The 2,416-nt window shown below is 77.3% G+C and carries 1 protein-coding gene; it reads left to right on the top strand.

All coding sequences use genetic code 11. The features are described 5' to 3' along the window. Positions 1 to 62: 62 nt before the first annotated feature. The coding region (locus tag AB0N76_RS39685) for an SDR family NAD(P)-dependent oxidoreductase (RefSeq protein WP_363565725.1) at positions 63 to 2,416 on the top strand (2,354 nt) is incomplete at its 3' end.

Below are 2,416 nucleotides of genomic sequence, written 5' to 3'. Positions count from 1 at the left end.
CCGCCACGGCCGCGGTGAGGTCGGCGAGATCGGGGTGCGTCCCGAACCGGAGCCCGCTGGGCGTGGACTGGACCGAGCTGCCGGCCGCCGCCGAGGCGCCCGCCGGGCGCTGGGTGCTGCTCGGCGACGACCGCCTCGGCCTGCCCAGCGGGCTCCGGTTCGGGACGCACCCCGATCTCGCCGACCTCACCGCGGCCGTGGCGGCCGGTGCGACGGTGCCCGACGCCGTCCTGCTGACCTGCGCCGGACCGGAGTCGCCGACCGACACCCCCGGCGCGGTCCGCGACGCCGTGGAGCATGCACTGACGGTCCTTCAGGAGTGGCTGGCGGACCAGCGGTTCGCCGCCTCCCGGCTCGTGGTGCTGACCAGGGGCGCGGTGGCCGCCGCGCCCGGGGAGTGCGTGCGGGACCTCGTCCACGCCCCGGTCTGGGGTCTGCTGCGGTCCGCGCAGAGCGAGCACCCGGACCGCTTCGTCCTGCTCGACCTGGACGACCGGCCGACCGGGCTGCCGGCGGCGCTGGCCGCCGCGCTCGCCGCCGGTGAGCCCCAACTCGCCCTCCGCGAGGGCGTCCTGTTCGCGCCGCGGCTGGTCCGCGCGGCCGACGGCCGGCTGCTGGAGCCGCCGGCGGACGCGCCCGCCTGGCGGCTGGACACCACCGCCAAGGGCACCCTGGAGAACCTCGCCCTGATCCCGCACCCGGCCGCCGTCGCGCCGCTTGGCCCCGGCCAGGTCCGGCTGGCCGTCCGCGCCGCCGGGATGAACTTCCGCGACGTGCTGCTCGGCCTGGGCATGGTCGACCAGGACGTGATGGGCGGGGAGGCGGCCGGTGTGGTGCTGGAGACGGCGCCCGACGTCACCTCGTTCGCGCCGGGCGACCGGGTGATGGGCATGGTGCCGGGCTCGTTCGGGCCGGTCGCCGCGGTCGACCAGCGGCTGCTCGTCCCGCTGCCCGCGGGCTGGACGTTCACCGAGGGCGCCTCGGTGCCGATCGCCTTCCTGACCGCCTACTACGGGCTGGTCGACCTGGCCGGGCTCGGCGCCGGCGAGTCGGTGCTGATCCACTCGGCGACCGGCGGCGTCGGCCTGGCGGCGCTCCAGCTGGCCCGCCACCTGGGCGCCGAGGTGTTCACCACGGCCGGCCCGGCCAAGTGGGACACCCTGCGCGCACTCGGCGTCCCGGACAAGCGGATCGCCTCCTCCCGCTCGCTCGACTTCGAAGAGCAGGTCCGCGCGGCGACCGGTGGGCGGGGGGTGGACGTGGTCCTCAACTCGCTCGCCAAGGACTTCGTCGACGCCTCGCTGCGGCTGCTGGCGGACGGCGGGCGGTTCGTGGAGATGGGCAAGACCGACATCCGCGACACGGCCGAGGTGGTCGCCGCCCACCCCGGCCGGTCGTACCTCTGGTTCGACCTGATCGAGGCCGGCTACGACCGGATCGGCCGGATGATGGCCGCCCTGATGCCGCTGTTCGAGCGCGGGGTGCTCCGGCCGGTCCCGGCCCGCACCTGGGACGTGCGGCAGGCGCTGGACGCGTTCCGCTTCATGGGCCAGGCCCGGCACGTCGGCAAGGTGGTGCTCACCATGCCCGCCGGGGCGGCCCCGGACGGGAGCGCGACGAAGCCCGACGGCACCGTGCTGATCACCGGCGGCACCGGCGTGCTGGGCGCGCTGGTGGCCCGGCAGCTGGTCACCGAGCACGGCGTGCGGCACCTGCTGCTGCTCGGCCGGCGCGGCCCGCAGGCCCCGGGAGCGGCCGAACTCACCGCCGAGCTGGAGGAGTTGGGCGCCCGGGTGACGGTCACCGCCTGCGACACGGCCGACCGCGCGGACCTCGCGCGGGTCCTCGCCGCCGTCCCGGCCGAGCACCCGCTCACCGGCGTCGTGCACGCCGCGGGCGTGCTGGACGACGCGGTGATCGCCTCGCTGACCCCGGACCAGGTCGCGGCCGTGCTCCGCCCCAAGGTGGACGCCGCCTGGCACCTGCACGAGCTGACCCGGGAAGCGGACCTCGACGCGTTCGTCCTGTTCTCCTCCTCGGCCGCCGTCCTCGGCGGCCCCGGCCAGGGCAACTACGCCGCCGCCAACGCCTTCCTCGACGCGCTCGCCGGCCGCCGCCGCGCCGAGGGTCTGCCCGGCCTGTCGATCGCCTGGGGCCTCTGGGCGCAGGCCAGCGGCATGACCGGCCACCTCGACGCCACCGACCTGACCCGGCTGCGGCGCTCCGGGGTGAGCCCGCTGTCCGACGCCGACGGCGTGGCCCTGTTCAGCGCGGCCCTGCCCGCCGACCGGGCGCTGCTGGTGGCGATGAAGCTCGACCTCGGGGCTGCTCGCACCGCCTTCCAGGCCGGCGCGGTGCCGCCGCTGCTGCGCGGGCTGGTCGGCCCGGGCGGCCGGCGCGCGGTCGCCGCCGCCGG

The organism is Kitasatospora sp. NPDC093806 (genome assembly GCF_040683335.1).
Classification (GTDB): Bacteria; Actinomycetota; Actinomycetes; order Streptomycetales; family Streptomycetaceae; genus Kitasatospora.
Note: the sequence above shows the minus strand (reverse complement) of the source record. Positions and strands in the feature narration are given on the sequence as shown.